Source organism: Actinomycetospora chibensis, assembly GCF_028737215.1.
GTDB lineage: Bacteria > Actinomycetota > Actinomycetes > Mycobacteriales > Pseudonocardiaceae > Actinomycetospora > Actinomycetospora chibensis.
In genome coordinates, this window is sequence record NZ_JAQZAM010000009.1 from 238,301 (window position 1) to 254,897 (window position 16,597).

13 protein-coding genes are annotated in these 16,597 nt (G+C 74.2%); 5 read left to right on the plus strand and 8 right to left on the minus strand.

Annotation, left to right across the window (positions count from 1 at the left end; genetic code table 11):
* Positions 1-186: 186 nt before the first annotated feature.
* From PH189_RS16070 to PH189_RS16090, 5 genes are all read left to right on the plus strand, one after another.
* Positions 187-1,824: a PEP-utilizing enzyme gene (locus PH189_RS16070; protein WP_274189809.1), complete on the plus strand. Its 1,638-nt coding sequence runs from the start codon at positions 187-189 to the stop codon at positions 1,822-1,824.
* Positions 1,821-3,467 carry a PEP-utilizing enzyme gene (locus PH189_RS16075; RefSeq protein WP_274189810.1) on the plus strand — a complete coding sequence of 549 codons (1,647 nt, stop codon included), beginning with the start codon at positions 1,821-1,823 and terminating at the stop codon, positions 3,465-3,467. Before PH189_RS16070 ends, PH189_RS16075 begins: the two co-directional genes overlap by 4 nt.
* Entirely contained in the window at positions 3,464-4,576 is a 1,113-nt protein-coding gene (locus PH189_RS16080; RefSeq protein ID WP_274189811.1) for a TIGR03857 family LLM class F420-dependent oxidoreductase, read from the plus strand. Before PH189_RS16075 ends, PH189_RS16080 begins: the two co-directional genes overlap by 4 nt.
* A 90-nt stretch (positions 4,577-4,666) precedes the next feature.
* Positions 4,667-5,554, plus strand: coding sequence for a DUF7065 domain-containing protein (locus PH189_RS16085; protein WP_274189812.1), 888 nt, complete (start codon positions 4,667-4,669; stop codon positions 5,552-5,554).
* Positions 5,555-5,559: 5 nt separating this feature from the next.
* Entirely contained in the window at positions 5,560-6,606 is a 1,047-nt protein-coding gene (locus tag PH189_RS16090) for a hypothetical protein (RefSeq protein ID WP_274189813.1), read from the plus strand.
* 18 nt (positions 6,607-6,624) lie between these two features.
* Here the strand turns inward: PH189_RS16090 and PH189_RS16095 are convergent, their stop codons facing one another.
* Genes PH189_RS16095 through PH189_RS16130 form a run of 8 tightly spaced genes read right to left on the minus strand, consistent with a single transcriptional unit; the run spans position 6,625 to position 16,596 of the window.
* Positions 6,625-7,125: a hypothetical protein gene (locus PH189_RS16095; RefSeq protein WP_274189814.1), complete on the minus strand. Its 501-nt coding sequence runs from the start codon at positions 7,123-7,125 to the stop codon at positions 6,625-6,627.
* A 13-nt stretch (positions 7,126-7,138) separates the two neighbouring features.
* Complete coding sequence (locus PH189_RS16100) at positions 7,139-7,588, minus strand: universal stress protein (protein ID WP_274189815.1); 450 nt, start codon at positions 7,586-7,588, stop codon at positions 7,139-7,141.
* A gap of 49 nt (positions 7,589-7,637) precedes the next feature.
* A complete protein-coding gene (locus tag PH189_RS16105) occupies positions 7,638-8,810 on the minus strand; it encodes a peptidylprolyl isomerase (RefSeq protein WP_274189816.1) in 1,173 nt (390 codons plus the stop codon).
* Complete coding sequence (locus PH189_RS16110; protein ID WP_274189817.1) at positions 8,807-11,233, minus strand: RND transporter family protein; 2,427 nt, start codon at positions 11,231-11,233, stop codon at positions 8,807-8,809. The genes PH189_RS16105 and PH189_RS16110 overlap by 4 nt, the downstream gene beginning before the upstream one ends.
* Complete coding sequence (locus PH189_RS16115; protein WP_274189818.1) at positions 11,230-12,528, minus strand: MlaD family protein; 1,299 nt, start codon at positions 12,526-12,528, stop codon at positions 11,230-11,232. The genes PH189_RS16110 and PH189_RS16115 overlap by 4 nt, the downstream gene beginning before the upstream one ends.
* Positions 12,528-13,838 carry an MlaD family protein gene (locus tag PH189_RS16120; RefSeq protein ID WP_274189819.1) on the minus strand — a complete coding sequence of 437 codons (1,311 nt, stop codon included), beginning with the start codon at positions 13,836-13,838 and terminating at the stop codon, positions 12,528-12,530. The genes PH189_RS16115 and PH189_RS16120 overlap by 1 nt, the downstream gene beginning before the upstream one ends.
* Positions 13,835-15,313 (minus strand): MlaD family protein, encoded by a 1,479-nt coding sequence (locus PH189_RS16125; protein WP_274189820.1) that lies wholly within the window; start codon positions 15,311-15,313, stop codon positions 13,835-13,837. The genes PH189_RS16120 and PH189_RS16125 overlap by 4 nt, the downstream gene beginning before the upstream one ends.
* A complete protein-coding gene (locus PH189_RS16130) occupies positions 15,313-16,596 on the minus strand; it encodes an MlaD family protein (RefSeq protein ID WP_274189821.1) in 1,284 nt (427 codons plus the stop codon). The genes PH189_RS16125 and PH189_RS16130 overlap by 1 nt, the downstream gene beginning before the upstream one ends.
* Position 16,597 lies beyond the last annotated feature (1 nt).

Below are 16,597 nucleotides of genomic sequence, written 5' to 3' on the forward strand. Positions count from 1 at the left end.
CCTCCTCGCCGCGGACCGTGCTCAGTGGCCCGCATCACCAGGGTATTGACCTTAATGTAAATTAAACAGGCCTCGGAGGAGGGGTCAAGAGTCGGGGACGTCGACGACCGAGCCGTCCGGACGGCTTATTGACGCTCGAGTCAATTGAGCCCTAGCCTCCTCCGTCGAGCTCACTGCGGAGGTTCGATGCACGTCAGCACGGTGACGACGGAGACCGGCGCCTCGCGCACCGAGGCCGACCCGGTCACCACCACCCGGTGCGATCCCCGGGTGGCATGGACGACCGGCAACGTCGCCGAGGCGTTCCCGGGGGTCTTCACGGCGCTCGGTTTCACGTTCGTCCACGAGCCGATGGAGCTGGCCTTCCGCACGATGTTCCACCGCCTCGGGGTGTTCACCGAGGCAGACCTCGTGGTGCCCGCGCGGGTCGAGGACCAGTTCTGGACCGCCTTCGAGGGCCGGGCCGCCGCCAACCTCGACCAGTTCCACAGGGTCGCCGGCCTCACGCCGGGCACTTCGGCGTCGGCGGTCGAGAAGCAGCTGTTCGGCTACGTCCGCGACACGACCCGCGACCGGAACACCGCGCGGCGCTATCCGGTGCTCGCCATCAAGGCTCCCCGGACCGTCCTCTCGCTGCCCGCCCGGCACGACGCGCTCTTCGCCCGCCTGCGGGGATGGCGGCGCCAGCAGCTCGCGAAGGTCGACCGGATGGACGAGCGCAGCTGCCTCGACCTGATCGACGACGCCCGCACCCGCTTCCGCACGATCATGATCGAGCACCTCGTGGTCGCCTTCGTCAGCTCCGGGCTCGCCGACCGCCTGGCGGGCATGGTGGCCCGGGCCGAGCTGCCCGGCCTCGAGGCGCGGCTGCTCTCCGGCGTCGGCTCCGACGAGAACGCGGTGGCCCACGATCTCTGGGCACTCGCCCACGAGCAGCTGGACCTCGAGGAATTCCTCGACCGCCACGGCTACCACGGGCCGAATGAGGGACAGCTCCACGGCACGTCGTGGCGGGAGGACCCTGCCCCCGTCCTCTCGCGGCTCGAGGGCTACCGCGGGATCGGCCCCGACGACCCCCGCGCGCCGCGCCGCCGCAGCGCCGAGCAGGAGCGCGTGCGCGCCGAGGCGGCGGCGGAGCTCACCGCCACCGCCGGGTCGCTGCGCCGGCGGGCGGTCACGGGCCTCACCGACCTCACCGCCCGCTTCCTCGCGCTGCGCGAGCAGGGCAAGGCCGGGTACCTGCTGACGTTCGACGTCGCCCGCGCCGCCGCGCGCAGGCTCGGTCGTCACCTCGTCGAGCGCGGGGTGCTCGCCGTCGAGTCCGACGTGTTCCACCTGACGGTCGACGAGCTGCACGAGCAGCCCACCGAGGACCTCCGGGCGCTCGTCGACGCGCGCCGCGGGCTCCACCAACGGCGGCTCGGGCTGCGTCTCCCCCAGGGCTGGGAAGGCCTCCCCCCGGTGACCGAGGCCCCGGCCAACGCCACCGACGACGAGCCCGCCGGCACGGTCCTGCGGGGCGTCGCGGCCAGTTCCGGCGTGGTCGAGGGCCCGGTGCGCGTCGTGCGCGACCCAGCGACCGCCGAGGTCGACGACGGCGACGTGCTCGTGTGCGAGACCACCGACCCCGGCTGGACCTCGCTGTTCATGGTGGCCACCGCCGTGGTCACCGACTTCGGCGGGATGCTCAGCCACGGCCCGATCGTGGCGCGCGAGCTGGGCGTGCCCTGCGTGTGCGGCACGCGCGACGGCAGCCGCCGGCTGCGCGACGGCCAGAAGGTCCGCGTCGACGGCGGCTCCGGCACGGTGGAGGTCCTGGGATGACGACGACCCTCGCGAGCACCGACCTCGACGACGACCCGGTGCACGCCGGCAGCTGTCCGCCCGGCATCGCCTGGTCGACGGTCAACGCCAGCGAGGCGCTGCCCGGCGTGGTCACCCCGCTGACCTGGAGCCTCTACGGCGACGCGACCGAGAGCGGCATGCGGGGCGCCTTCGCCGACATGGGGGTGCTGCGCGAGTCCGAGGTGCCGGCCCGGGGGCGTCCCGAGGACCGGCTCTGGGACCTCTTCCACGGCCGGGCGGCGGCGAACCTCACCTCGATGCGCGCCCTCGCCGACCGCACGCCCGGGACCACGGCGAACTCCCTCGAGCACCAGATGTTCGGGCAGGTCCGCGAGGGCATGCGCAACGAGCCCACCTACGGGCGGTACCCCGTGGTCGCCGCCAAGGCGCCGCTCGCGATCGGGCGTGTCGCCAAGCGCCTCGCCGCCACCACCGCGACCGTGCACCCCTGGTGGGCCGACGTCGCCTTCTCCGCACCCCCCGACGACGCGGCGTCGAGCCGCCTGCTCCTCGCCGAGGCGGCCGGCCACTTCGCCGAGGTGATGCGCCCGCACATCCTCGCCGCCCTGCTCGCGCAGACGTTCTACGAGCAGGTCCGCGCGCTCGCCCAGGCCGCGGGGCGCGAGGGCACCGAGACCGCGCTTGTCACCGGGTACGGGGCGATGGCCGAGACCGACGTCGTGGCCGACGTCTGGGCGGCCTCGCGCGACGAGCTCCCCGTCGACGAGCTCCTGCGCAGGCACGGCTACCACGGGCCGGCCGAGGGCGAGCTGTCGTCCCGCCCGTGGCGCACCGACGACCGGCCGCTGCGCGCCCTCGTCGAGTCCTACCGGACGATGTCCGACGACCGGGATCCGCGCCGGATCGAGCGGTCCCGGGGCGAGGAGCGCCGCGTCGCCGAGCAGGAGCTGCTGGCGGCGCTGCCGCGCTCGCGGCGGCTGCTCGCCCGCGCCGTGCTCGACCGGGCCGCGCGCCTCATCCCGCTGCGTGGGGTCGGCAAGGCCTCGTTCCTGCAGTGCGCCGACGTCGTGCGCTGCGTGGCCGACGTGCACGGCACCCGCCTCGCCGAGGCGGGCGCGATCCCGGCGCCGGGCGACGTCTTCCTGCTCACGCTGCCCGAGCTCCTGGTCGAGGAGCTCCCGTCCGGCGTCGGCGAGCGGATCGAGCGTCGCCGCGAGCAGCGCCGGGTCCACCTCACCACCGACCTCCCCGACTTCTGGGAGGGCATGCCCACGCCGGTGCCCGTCGCCGACCCGGACGCCGACCCCGTCGCCGACACGGTCACCGGCACGCCCGTGAGCCCCGGCGTGGTCGAGGGCACCGTGCGCCTCGTGCTGGACCCGTCCACCGCCGAGCCCCTCGCGTCCGGCGAGATCCTGGTGTGCCGCATGACCGACCCCAGCTGGGCGTCGACGTTCATGCTCGCGTCCGCGCTCGTCGTCGACATCGGCGGCGCGGTGAGCCACGGCGCGATCGTGGCCCGCGAGCTCGGGATCCCGTGCGTCACCGGGACCCGGAACGGCACCGCCTGCCTGCGCACCGGCGACGTCGTCGAGGTGGACGGACGCCGCGGCGAGGTCCGGGTCCTGCAACGTGCCGGCCGAACGGAGGAGACCTCGTGAATCCCGAGAACCCCGTCGTCGACGACCTCAGCGCCTACCTCGTCTCCGGCCGGGTGCGCTCGCACGCCCCGGCGGAGACCGCGCACCTCACCGCCACCCGCACCCCGGCCCAGGGTGTCGAGGACGGCGTGGAGGCCGAGCGCCTGGGCTTCCGCCGCGTCTTCCTCTCCGAGCGCTGGAACCTCAAGGAGGCCGGCGTCCTGCTCGGCGCCGTCGGGGCCCGCACCACCCGCATCGGACTCGGCACCGGGCTCATCTCGCCCGCCCGCCGCCACGTGCTCCACACCGCGGCGCTCGGCGCGACGATGCAGGCCACCTTCGGGCCGCGCTTCGTCCTCGGGCTCGGGCGCGGCGACCACAGCTACCTGCGCAGCGAGGGCCTGCGCACCGCGAGCTACGCCGGGCTGCGCGACTACGTCGACATCCTGCGACGGCTCTGGCGCGGCGAGACCGTCGACCACGACGGGCCGGCGGGCCACCACGAGAACATCAGGCTCGGCGACGCCTACGACGGTCCGCCCCCCGAGATCTGGTTCGGCACGTTCGCCCTCCCGGTCGCGGCGAGGACCGTGGCGGCCTCCTTCGACGGCGTCCTGCTGCCGCCGGTCATGACCCCCGACGCGACCCGGGCGGCCGTGGCGCGCCTGCGCGAGGCGTGCAAGCGCGCCGACCGCGACCCGGCGACTCTGCGCATCTGCCAGTGCGTGATCACCGCGCCCGACCTCGACGACGAGGAGACCCGCGCGGTCGCCCACGCTCGCGCCGTCACCTATCTGCAGGCCCCCGAGTTCGGCGACGCGCTGCTGCGGGCCAACGACTGGGACCGCGAGCCCGCCGAGCGCCTGCGGTCGCACCCGATGTTCCGCGGTCACGGAGAGATCGCCGACGTGAACTTCCACCGGACCGAGCTCGCCGAGCCGGCGCGCCTCGTCCCCGACGCGTGGATGCAGGAGGCCGGAGCGCTCGGCTCCACCGCCGACTGCGTCGAGACCCTCGCGCGCTTCCGCGACGCCGGAGCCGACGAGATCGCCACCTACGGCAGCACGCCCGGGCAGAACGCCGCGCTCCTGGGCGCCTGGCGCGAACGGCGCGCCCTGCTGCCCACCTGACCCGGTGGCCGGGGTCCGCTCCCCAGATCCCGGCCACCGCCCACCGTCGACCGCCCACCGCCGACGCCGACCCACCGAGGAGCAGCTCCCGTGACCACGACCGCCCCCACCGACTGGGGTCCCCTCGCCGAGCCCGTCCACGCCGACGCCGCCGGACCGGGCGACCCGGTCTGGAAGGACAACGCCTACCTCTCGTTCTGGAACCCCGACGGCGGGGTGTTCGGCACCCTCCACGTCTCCACGTCGCCCAACGGCGAGGGGGCCCGCCGGGCGCGCTGCAGCATGTCGGTCGCGGGCCGCAGCGTCGAGGTCGTCGAGGAGCTCCCCGTCGGCGACTTCACCAGCGAGTCCATCCACTTCGGGCTCGACGGCACGGTGCGCGTCGACCACCCCGAGATCACCCTGGACCTCGTCAACCGGCCGCTGTTCACCCCCGCGGACTTCGCCGCCAACGGCTCCATCCCCGCGCTCGTCGAGGACCAGCCGCTGCAGCACTACCAGCAGGGCACCGCCGTGAGCGGGTCGGTCACGGTGGACGGGGCCCGACACGCCGTCGACGCCCGAGGCATGCGCGACCGCACCTGGGGGTTCCGCGACGAGTCCGCGCAGTGGGTCGAGTACATCGGCGTGGTGGGCGTCTTCGAGGACCGCTTCCTCACCGTGCTCAAGTTCCTCGGCGCCGACGGCTCGCTCGCCGGCGACGGCTTCGTCGTGGACGAGAACGGGTCGGTGCCGCTGGCGGACCTCCACGTCACCCGCGACGCCGCTGCCCTCTTCGTGAGCGCCCGGCTCGACCACCGCGACGGCGGGACGTCGACGGTCCGCGCGACGGGGCGCTCCGGCGGCTTCTGGGTGCCGATGGGCCGCGAGCAGGAGGGCCAGGCCCTCGGGACCTACGACGACTTCCTCGCCTTCGAGCTCGACGGGGTGCCCGGCGCGGGCTTCGTCGAGCAGGCGACCCTGCACCGGGTGTTCTGAGCCTGATGGCCACGTCCGCCGTCGCCCGGAGGATCCCCGGCGACGACCCGTTCGCCGTCGACCCCGCGCTCGACCTGCTGCACCCGGTCCCTGCCGGCGTCCCGGGCTGGAACGAGACCGCCTACGTCCACGTGTGGAACCCCGACGCCGGGGTCGGGGTGTTCGTCCACCTCGGTCGCTGCCCCGACGACCTCACGCTGTGGTGGGCGCAGACGGTGGCGCTCCTGCCCGACGGCCGGCTCGTCGTCGACCGGTCGTTCGGCCGCGCCCACGACGACCGCGGGCCGGCGACCGGCACGGTGAGCCTGCGCTGTGTGGAGCCGCGGCAACGGTGGACGCTACGGGTCGACGGCGCGGGCGAGCCCACCACCACCGCCGAGACCGCGCGGGGACTCGCCGGCGCCGGTCCGGCCGTGTCGCTGGCCCTCGAGGTGGAGCTCACCGCGCTCGCGCCCGTGTGGGACCTGCACGCCGCCGCCGGGGTCACCGACCTCGGGTGGGCCGCCGTCCACCACAACGAGGGCTTCCGCAGTACCGGATGGATGCGGACCGGGGGCCACACGTGGGCGCTGGACGGCGTCGCCCACCGCGACCACTCCAGCGGACCGCGCGACATCTCCGGCCTCGGGGGGTTCACGTTCCTGCTCGCCGTGTTCCCGGACGCCCCGCGGGTTGTCAACGCCCTGCGGACGGTCGACCGCTCGGGCGTCGCCGGCAGCGCCCTGACCGGGTCCCTCGACGGCCGCGGGGTGGACATCGGTACCGGGCTCGACGCTCCGGGGCTGGACGACCTCGCGAGCCTCGCCCCGCGCACGGGGACGGTGACCCGGGTGGGTTCCGAGGGGCCGGAGGATCTGCACCTCGAGGTCCTGCACGGCTACGTCCTGAGCATGCTCGACCCCAACGAGAACCTCATCGGCGCCGCCGTGGACGCGCCCGGCGACCCCCTGCTCGTCACCCAGTCCACGGTCCGGGTCGTCGACGACGACGGAGCCGTGGGCTATGGGGTGTTCGAGCGCGACCTCCGCCGCTCTCTGCTGGCCGGACAGTGAGTATGCGGGGCGAGCCCGTCAGCGCACCGCTGCGGTCCGCCCGACGCAGCGGGAGCAGGCGCTGAAGCCCTCCTCGCGCGCCTCGTCGGGCGTCAGCGTCTCGGCCTCGTGACCCTCGAGCAGCGTGCAGCCCTCGAGGTGGAACCGGAGTCGCCCCGGCACGACGAGCACGGTACCCGGAGCCACGCGCTCCTCCGTGGGCTCCTCCGCGACCGGCTCGGTCTCGTCCTCCGGCGCGGTCTCCTCCGGCGCGGTCTCCTTCGCTGCCTTCTTCGTCCATGTCTCCTTCTTCGCGGTCTCCGCCGTCGCGGCGTCCTCCATGGCGATCTCGTCCGGCGCGGATCCCTCCTGCTCGGCGGCGACCGCGGCCGCGCGACGCCGCATCAGCGCGGGCCAGGCGAGCAGGACGAGCGCGCAGGCCGCGAGGGCGACGCCGGCCACGGTCATCGGGACCGAGCCGGTCAGGACCGAGCCGACGACGAGCGCCGCGCCGGCGAGGATGAGCAGTGCGGTCAGCACGGGGACTCCCTCGTCACGAGGTGGTGTGGACGATCAGGACGTCCGTGGGCGAGCGCCGGGACACCCCGGAGGGCACGGAGCCGAGGATTCGGCCGGCGAGGCTGTTCAGGCCGCGGTTGCCGACGACGACGACGTCGGCATCCTGGTCCTCCACCGCGCGGACGAGAACGTCGATCGGGTCGCCCTCGGCGGCCACGGTGTCGATCCCGGTCACGCCGTGCTCCCGGATCGCATCGCGCGCCCGCGACAGCGTCTCCTGAGCCGGCGAGGAACCGACCACGTTGAAGGCGTCCTCCCCGAGGCCCTCCTCGGCCTCGTGCACCGTGTCCCGGCCCTCGGGACGGTAGGCGCAGACGATGAGGAGCCTCGCGCCGCTCGAGGCGGCGACCTCGGCGGCCCGGGAGACCGCGCGCTCCGCCGACGACGAGCCGTCGGTGCCGACGGCGACGAGCTGATAGGTCATGGTCGTGGTCCGTTCGTTCGGTCGGATCGGGGGTGCGGGCTCGGGGGCATCACGGGCCGACCCCGGCGGGAGCGGCATCCGGGTCGGCCGGGCGATAGGGGTCGGCGTAGGTGATGTCCGCCCCGCGGAGCTGATCGGTGAGCCAGGGCCGCCAGAGCGCGAGACGCCGCTCGTCGTCCAGCTGGCCGCGCAGCGGATCCCGGACCTGGTCGAGCGTGAGCTGACGGGGCGGCGCGACCTCGAGCACCTGGCCGACGTTCCAGCCGTACTGCCCCTGCACAGGCCCGTAGAGTCCGCCGTTCGGTGCGGCGGTGAAGGCGGCGTCGGCGATCGGCCCCTCGACCTGCTCGCGCGACAGGGTCCCGAGATCACCGCCCGCCTGGGCCGTGCTCCGGTCCATCGAGGCCTGGGTGGCGACGGCAGCGAAGTCCGCACCACCCTGCACCTGGGTGAGCGCCTGTTGCGCCTTCTCGCGAGAGTCGACGACCAGGTTGCGCAGATGGCGCTGCTCGGGCACCACGAAGCGGTCCCGGCGCTCCCCGTACGCCTGCGCGAGGTCGGGGTCGGTCACGGGGGGCGCGGGCGCGGTCACCTGGTCGAACAAGCGGGCCGTGGTGAGCTGGCGCCGGATCTCGCCCAGCACGTCGGCCTCGGACACGCCGAGCGATCCGAGCGCCTGGGCGAACGCCTGACGGCCCCCCTGTGCGAACTTCTGCGCGATGATCGCGTCGAGGGCCTGCTGCGCCACCGGCTCGGGGACGACCACGTTGCGCTCCCGGGCGACGTCGTCGAGGACCATGCTGGCGGCGACGGCCTGCGCGGCATCACGCTCGAACCGCTCGCGGCCCGCAGGGTCCTGCGGAGGCTGTGCCCCGTAGAGACCGGCCAGCAGGTCGATGCGCTGACGGAAGTCGGCCTCGCTCACCGACCGGTCGCCGACCTGCAGCACGACGCCCGCCGGCAGCGTGGTCAGTTCGTGGACGACGAGCTGGGCGAGCCCGCCGAGCACCACCACCAGCGCGAGGACGGCGGCGACCGGACGGGCGCGGCCCCGCGGGGACACCCGCGAGCGCCGCCCGAGGGCCGCGACGAGCTTCCGGTACGGGCCGGGGCCGCGGGCTCCGGCCGTCGCCCGGGCGGCATCGGGCCGGCCCTTCGTCGTCGTCCCGACCGGGACGGGGTCCTCGCGCTCGACCACGGTCGCGGAGTTCGTGCCCTTCATCGGCTCACACCCTTGTGGATCGCGACATCGTCGCTTCCGTGACCGGCGTCCTCGGAGGGCGACGCCCCGGTCGTGGACGTCCCGCCGCGGGTCGCCGGAGCCGGCGGTGCGGGGGAACGCGTGTCTACAGGTCGGTCGGAGGCCGGCGTCTCGGTGGGCGGCAGGAGCACCTCGACGACCAGGACCGCCGCGAGCGCCGAGGTGATGACTCCGACAGCGAGCAGCAGGCCGAACTGGCGCAGGACCGCGAGGTCCGAGGCCGTCAGCGCCAGATAGCCGAGGACCGCTGCCGAGACGGCCAGCGCGACACTGCGCAGCAGCCAGGGCCGCCGCCCCCGCCGGGCCTCGGCGAGCATCACGGTGAACTCGCAGCCGGTGGCCGTCGTCAGTGCTCCGACGGCCATCGTCAGGGGCGTCAGCGCACCGATCACGAGCCAGGCGACCTCGAGGACCCACCCGGTGGAGAGCACGACGGCGAGGATCGCGCGCAGGGCGTCCCGCCGTTCCCGCAGCCCGATGAGCAGGACGAGCCCGGCGGCGACGAGGGCGAGGACGGTGAGCAGCACGCGGTCGGAGGACACGACGTCGTAGGCCCGGGCCGCCGCGACGGGCAGGCCCACGACGTCGGAGGTGTAGCCGGGCGGGGGCGGCGGCAGGTCGGCGCGCAGGCTCGCGACCAGGGCGCTCTGCTGCCGGAGATCCTGCAGCTCGATGCCGTAGACCCCCAGCGAGGTCCTCCGGTCGGACTGGATCACCGCCGATGCGAGGTAGCGGGGCAGGAGCTCGCTGGCCGCCTGGATCTGCTCCTGCGTCGGCGTGCGGCCGAGGAAGCCGAACAGCGTGCTCGCCGTCGTGATCGGATGGATCCGGTCGCCGTACCCACGGTCGACCACGTCCTCGGCCTCACGGGTCCAGGCGAGCGCCGCGGGCGTCAGGACGTCCGGCCCGCGCAGCACGACGTTGATCTCGCCCGAGGCGCGGAGCACCCGCTCGGCCTCCTGGGCCTGTTCCAGCGCGGGGAGTCCGGCCGCGAGGCTCTCCGGGTCGGCGTCGATGCGCAGCGCGGGCAGAGCGGCCCATCCCCCGGCTGCCAGAGCGCCGGCGACGACGAGAGCGGACACCCGGACCCACCAGCGCCCGCGGCGGGGGCGCGGCAGCACCCAGTGCGACCCCACCTCGGTCGGCTCCAGGACGTCGAGCCACCGCCGGAGGGCGAGCGAGACCCCGACCGTGAGGACGATCCCGACCGCCAGGGCGATACCGAGCTCACGGACGAACGGCAGGGACGACGCTGCGAGCGCGCCGAACCCGGCGGCCCCGGCGAGGGCGGCCACGAGCACGCGCCGTCGCCGCGCGGGCTGGGCGAGATAGAGGGGGAAGTCGCTGCCGATCCCCAGCAGGATCGGCAGGAAGGCGACGACCCCGAGCGACAGCGGCCGTCCGGTCCACCCGAAGGCCGCGAGGGTGAGCGCCGTGCCGAGCAGGGTGGCCAGCAGGGGCCGCAGGCGGTCACGCCGCCGGCGGCTCCAGGGCACCAGGACGGAGAGCAGACCGACCCCGAGGAGGGCCAGGGCGCCCAGGATCGGGAACTCCTGGCGCGCCTGGTCGGTCAGGGCCGCAGTCACGGCGGGGACGCCGGTGACGGTGACCCGCGACGTCGGCAGGCCGCTGTTCCCGACCGCCGCGCGGACCCCGTCCACGAGCTGCGTCGTGCCGCCCTGGTCGAGGGCCGCCCGTGGACGGACGAGGATCGCGACGGTGTTCGGGGCCGGCACGATCGCGCCCCACTGCGGGCGGACGCGGTCGGAGCCACCGAAGATCACCGAGTCGACGAAGCGCGGGTTGGACAGGGTCGGCAACCCGGCCGGCAGCGCGCTGACCACCAGCGAGCCGTACCGGCGGTCGTAGTCCGCCAGGGCCGCGTCGCCGGCGGCCGCGGCCGCGGTGTCCGGGGCACCGGCGTTGCGCGCCTGCTGCACGGCCGCGGTCCGCAGCGCGTCGCGCCGTCCGCTGATCTGGGCGAGCAGGTTCTTCGCGCTCGCCGCGATCTGGTTGAGCACCGTGCCCGGCCCGTAGACCTCCGCGACGTCCGGGAGGTTCGCCAGCGAGCCCTCGAGCCGCAGCACCCCGCTGAGCTCCGGCCCGTGCAGGAGCCCGCGCGGCTGCGGCGACTCGAGCAGGACCACGACGGGGTCGCCGCCGAACGCGTCGGCCTTGTCCTGCAGCCCCTGCAGCACGGGATCGCCTGCCGGCAGGAACGAGTCGATGCTCGTGTCCAGCCGGACCTGCGCGAGGCCCCCCAGGACGAAGACCCCGACGAGAAGTGCCGCGAGCCCGGCTGTGGCCTCCCGCCGGGAGAGCCGGCGCAGGCGGAGCCGGACGCCTCGCACGAGGCGCCGGCACCGGCCCGCGAGCCCCCTCATCGGGGCGCCTGCTCCAACCGGGGATACGCCCCGCCGAACGGCCCGACGTCGCCGGCGTCACCCGGCCGCGGGTAGGGGTTGTTCCAGTTCGTCGGGTCGAGCGTCGCCGTCGGCAGCGGGTTGTTGCGGACGGCCTGCTGGTTGAGGATCGGCGCGAGGCGCACCGTGTGCAGGCCGTTCTCCGAACGGTTCTCGAACGTCGAACCGAAGCTCTCGAGCATCGCCCCGACGTCCCGGCCGTACGGCGCCGCGAAATCGAGGATCGGGTTCGCGTCGGCGAGCACCGTCCGGGCCGGCTCGACAAGGCCACGGACGTCGGCGCCGAGCGTGGGCACCCGATCGAGGGTAGCGGGGGCCCTGTCGAGCACGCCGTCGAGGGGCGGCAACAGTCCGCGCAGGTCCGCGGTGGTCTCCGGCAGCTGCACCAGCGCGCTGTTGAGGTCCGGCGCGGCGCGGTTGAGATCCGCCGCGACGGGGGCGAGCGCTCCCGACAGCTCCTGGAGCCGACCGGTCGCGGTGCGGGCGGAGGCGAGCGTGCCCGGAAGCTGCCGGACCGAGTCCTCGAGGGCCGTCCGCTGCCCGGCCGTCGCCCGGGTCAGGGTGTCCGCGTCCCGGACGACCTGCGCGATGCGCCCCTGGCGGGTGTCCAGCGCGTCGAGCAGCTGGATCGCCTCCCCACTGAGCGCCCGCAGGTCGTCGCTCTGGGCGGCGACGGCGTCGAGGGCGTCGACCCCGCCGTTGGCCAGCTTCCCCACGCCCTGCATGAGCTGGTCGATGTTCGGGGCCTGGCCCCGGGTGCCGACACCGAGCGACTGGATCGTGCTGCCGAGATCACCGCGGGTCTGCGGCGAGAGCTGGTCGATGACGTCGTGCACCTGGACGGGCGTGCCGACGACCGAGTCCGGCAACGTCGTGCCCTCGTCGATCTCCGGCCCCTGCCCGTCGACGACGGTCACGGCGCTCGCGCCCACCAGGCTCTTGACGCCCACCCGGACGGTGGCGCCCTGGTGGAGCGGCGCGTACTCCGGGTACAGGGTGAGCTCGACGCGGACGCGGCCCTCCTCGGGCGTCCGTCCGGTCACCTTGCCGACGACGACGCCGGCGATGGTGACGTCCGCGTCGTTGTAGAGGTTGTCGATGTCCTGCGACATGAAGCTGATGCGGTACTCGCCGATCTCGGCGATGACCGGGATCCGCCCGCCCATCTGGACGAAGAAGACGCCGGCCAGGACCAGGCAGACAGCGAGGAAGGCCGCGAGGCTGCCGTCACGGACGAGCCGTTGGGTGCTGGGCATCAGTTCTGGTCCCCCGTCTCCTCGGAGCGGGCCCCGTCGCCGGGGCCGGGGCTCGTTCCACCGACCTCGTCCTGCAGGCCGCCGAGCGGATTGCTGGCGTCGATGAACACCTGGGCGCGGCCGTAGCCGCCGTTCCCGTCCTGGAGGCTGAAGGCCGACGAGGTCTGGTAGATGAAGGCCTGCAGGTTCGGCAGCCAGGGAGCCACCTGTGCGGTGGCGTTCGGCAGGAGGCCGACCGTCGGCCCGAGGTCCCCGAGCGCCGCGTTCGCGTCGGACACGAGCGGTCGGAGGTCCCCGACCACCGGGCGTGCCTTCGCCACCACGGGCCGTGCAGCATCGATGACCGGGCCGGCCGTCTCGATGGTCTCCGAGAGCCGGTCCAGCGCGGGCGGGAGCTCCTGCGAGGCCGCGTTCAGGTTGTCGAGCGTCGGGTCGAGCTGCGTGGTCAGTGCGCTCACGCTGCTCATAGCGTGCCGGAGATCGCCGCCGAGTCCCGGCAGCTGGTTCAACGTGGTACTGAGCTCGTCGTCCCGGTTCACCACCGTGGAGAGCGTCTGCTGGAGGGAGGACACCAGGCTCGCCAGACGGCGGTCGTCGTGGCCTGCGGCTGCCGAGATCTGCGAGAGATCGGTGACCAGGCTCCGGATCGTCTCGCGGCGCGTGGCCAGCTGCTCGGCCACGGGTCGCAGGGTGTCCAGCGCCCCGTTCGCCGATCGCAGCGAGGCGGGCAGCGTGTTCGGGGCGTCGTTGAGGCCCACGTTCGCCTGCTCGACGAGCGAGGTCAGGGCCACCCGGGTCCGCTCGTCGAGGTTGTTGAGCACCTCGAAGGGCTGGGTGAGCCGGACCGTCTGGGACCGCGGGATCGGCGTGGACCCGTCGGTAGGCAGGGTCGGCGCCCCGGGGCTGCCCGGCTGGATCGTCACGTACGGGTCGTTCAGCGGGGTCTTGCTCCGCAGCTCCGCCCGCGCGTCGGTGTGGATCGGGTGGCCGGGGTCGAGGTCGACGATGGCGCGGACACTATCGGCCTGCGCCTCGACGGAGCTCACGACGCCGACCGGGACGCCCGCGATGCGGACCTCCTGGCCGCCGTCGGCGATCAGGCCGGGCCCCTTCGTGAACTCGATCGCGATCGTGTCGCGGCTCTGCCACGGGAACGTGACCGAGTAGTGGGACAGGATGTAGGCCCCCGAGGCGATCCCCAGCACCACCAGCACCGCGACCGTCACCAGGTTGCGCCCGAGTCCCGGGATGTTGCGCATCCGGTCCCAGCGCGCGCGAATCCCCGTCGGGGACTTCGTCGGGTGGGTCATCGCCCGCCTCCTTGTCCGAGCACGCCGTCGGGCAGGACCGCGGTCGGCCCCGTGGGACCGCCCTGACCGAGCGCCGGCGCGAGACCCGAGGCCCGCCCGAGCTGGGCCATGAGGTCGTTCAGGCCCACCGACCGCAGGCCACCGATGGTCTCGAGCGGCCCGGCGCCGACCTGGAAGCCGAGCAGCGAGGCCTGCCGGTCCTGGACCATCGAGCCGCGGTCGAGGTTGGTGACCAGGTAGCCCAGCTCCTCGTAGAACTTGTGGTCGGACTGGAATCCGCCGCCGCTGCCTTCATAGAAGCCGGTGCCCCGGTAGGTGTTCAGCACCGTGTCGAGCACCGGTCCCTGGACCCGCTCGATGACGGGGCCACGGACGTCCTCGATCACGCCGGTGGCGCGGTCGGCGGTCGGGACGAGCTCCTCGACGGCCGGGCGGGCGTCGTCCAGCAGCGGACGCAGGTCCGACACCACGGGCCGGGCCCGGGCCAGCACCGGGTCGAGCTGCGCGAGGAGCGGGTCCAGCGCCTGCGCCGACGGCCGGAACGACGCGGCCGTGACGGTGAGCTTGTCGAGTGTGCCGCCGAGCCGGGTGAGGCCGTCCCGGGTCGCGGTGAGCGTCGCGGGCATGTCCCCGATCGACTGCGCGAGCGGGCCGCTCTGCGCGGCGAGGATGTTCGTGGTCCGGTCGAGATCGTCGACGATCGAGCCCAGCTGCCCGTCCTCGGCGGTGACCACGGAGCCCACGGCCTCGAGGTTCGACACGAGCTGCGGCAGGTCGGTCTCCGGCCGTGTGCCGCGGGCCGCCCGGAGGACGTCGTTCGTCGGCCGCAGCGCGGCAGGGGCCTGGGTGACGAGGTCGCCGAGGGCCTGGTCACCGCCTCGCTCGAGGGTCTCGTTCGTGGACCTCACGATCCCCGGGACCGCCTCGCGGGCGGGCCTGGGAAGGGCTTCGAGGATGCGGTCGAGACCCACCGGGAGGCTCGTGCGCTCGAGCGGGATGCGCCCGTCCTCGGGGAACGTCCCGCGCCCGCCTCCCGGCACGAGCTCGATGCTGTAGAGCCCGCCGAGCAGTGTCCGCGGTGTGATGGTGGCGGACGGCTGCGGGCCGATCTTGTCGCGCACCCCGTCGGCGACCTTCAACGACACGATCGCGGTGCCGCGGTCCGTGGTCTCGACGTCGGTCACCGTCCCGGACTCGAGACCGGAGAGCTTCACCGTCGTCTCCCCGGCGAACAGCTTGCCGAGGTAGTTCTCCTCGAACTCGGCGGTGATGGTGTCGCCACCGGCCAACGCCGTCTGGATGGTCGGCTTGAAGAACAGGCCGACCGCCACGAGGCCGGTCACGGCGAGCACGACCGCGCCGAACTTCAGCGGCGACATCACGGGGCCTCCGCGGGCGGGGCGGAGAGCTCCCACCCACCCGCCGAGCCGGTCACCCAGCCGCGCGCGCAGCGTCGTGCGCTCGGGCTTCGTCATCACCCATCCCCCTTCGGGGAGCCGTCGGGGTTGGTCCTGTACGCCGCGCCGCCCGGGTCCGGGTACGGGTTGGTCCGGAAGGTCGGATCGGGCACGCTGGCCAGGCCCGGGCCCGCCGGAATCGTCGGGAAGATTCCGAAGTAGTGCTGGCCCGGAGCCAGCGACCCGGACAGGAGACCGTCGGGTGCCGCGAGCTGGTTGAAGAACCGTCCGATGTCCGGGGAGTAGGGCGAGAGGCCCGCGAGCAGCTCGTCGGCCGAGTCGAGGGTGGACAGCAGCGGCGGCCCGAGAGGACGTGCCTCCGCCACGGTGCCGGTCAGGTCCTCGACGGCAGGCTCGGCCTGCTCGGCGACGCCCGGCACCTTGCGCAGCGGCGGGATGCCCTCGCGGAGGACGCCGCGCAGGTCGCCGCTCGCCGCGCCCAGTGCCTCGCCGCCGGGCCGGATCGTCGTCACCGCGGAACGGACGTCGGCGAGCGGCCCGTTGAGCGAGTCCAGCGCCTCACGCGCCTGGATCAGCGTCGGCGGCAGGTCCTTCAGCGTGGCGTCGAGCGGCTGACCACCGTCGACACTGACCGCGGCCAGGGTCGCGTCGGTCTGGCGCAACAGGGTGCGCAGCTCGGCGCTGCGGTCGTCGAGGTGTCCCATGAACCGGTTGGCCGAGTTGAGCAGTCCCGAGAGGTCGGTGCGCGGATCGGTGAGGGTGTCCGCCACGGTGCCGAGATCGTCGAGGCCGGCCGGCGCCTCACGGAGGGCGTCCCGGAGGTCGCCGGAGTGTCCGAGGACGCCACCGCCGAGCTCGGTCAGCGACGACGAGAGCGCCTCGCGGGTCGCCTCGTCGAAGACGTTGAACAGCTGATCGAGGTCGATCGCGTCGCGGGTGCGCTCGCGGGGGATGACCCCGCCGGGCAACGGCCCCGCCCCAGGGTCGCCCGGCGCGAGCTCGACGAACGACCGCGCCAGGGCCGACTCCTGCAGGATGCGGCCGGTGGCGTTCCCGTACACGGGCCGCTCACCGTTGAGGCGCAGGGTGACCACCGCGTGGTCCCCCTCGTGCCGGATATCGCTGACCTGACCGACGATGAGGCTGTTGACGCGGACGTCCTGGCGCACCCGGAGCGTGCCGGCGTCGTCGAACGCCGCGTCGACGTAGGTGTAGTCCCGGGCCGGGAGCTCGCCGCCGGAGCTGACGATCCCGCCGAGCACGGCGAGCCCCACGGCGACGAGCAGGCCGGCGACGCCGATGGCGAAGTGCTTGGCGGTGGTCCTGTGGACGCGTGCCATG